Here is a 313-nt window from a genome sequence, read left to right as displayed (position 1 = left end):
ATTTAGGCTTACTTTCTGAGTTAGGTACAGATACCATGAGTGCGCGTGAAATGCAGGCTTTGCAAGCGGCACATGCATTTTGCTCCAGTATGGTGACTTTAATACCCCGATTTGCTAATGCCCAAGCAGTGCTCAACCCTGCAACTTGGACAGGCAATAAAGTTCACACCATTAGAGCGGATTCCTAAAGATTTTAGTCTATCAAGCAAATCCTGCATGCGTTTGACTTTATTCCCAGTTGGCAACGTGATGATATTATGGTGTCCTATGCCCCACAAGGTGCTTCGGTAGGCAAGCATTATGATGATTATGA

General features: G+C 44.1%; 1 protein-coding gene and 1 pseudogene. One reads left to right on the top strand and one right to left on the bottom strand.

What is annotated here, in order from left to right:
• Positions 1 to 136 (bottom strand): hypothetical protein (locus tag FHK88_RS14480; protein WP_413680430.1); only part of this gene is annotated, 136 nt, incomplete at its 3' end.
• Between the two features lie 82 nt (positions 137 to 218).
• On the opposite strand from FHK88_RS14480, the pseudogene FHK88_RS03050 reads away from it, so the two are divergent.
• Positions 219 to 313 (top strand): annotated as a pseudogene (locus FHK88_RS03050) (JmjC domain-containing protein); the annotation flags it as partial.

Origin of the sequence: Psychrobacter sp. I-STPA6b (genome assembly GCF_020662265.1) — a bacterium.
Lineage (GTDB): Bacteria > Pseudomonadota > Gammaproteobacteria > Pseudomonadales > Moraxellaceae > Psychrobacter.
The sequence above is the reverse complement of the archived record's forward strand: the minus strand, read 5'-3'. Positions and strand labels throughout refer to the sequence as shown.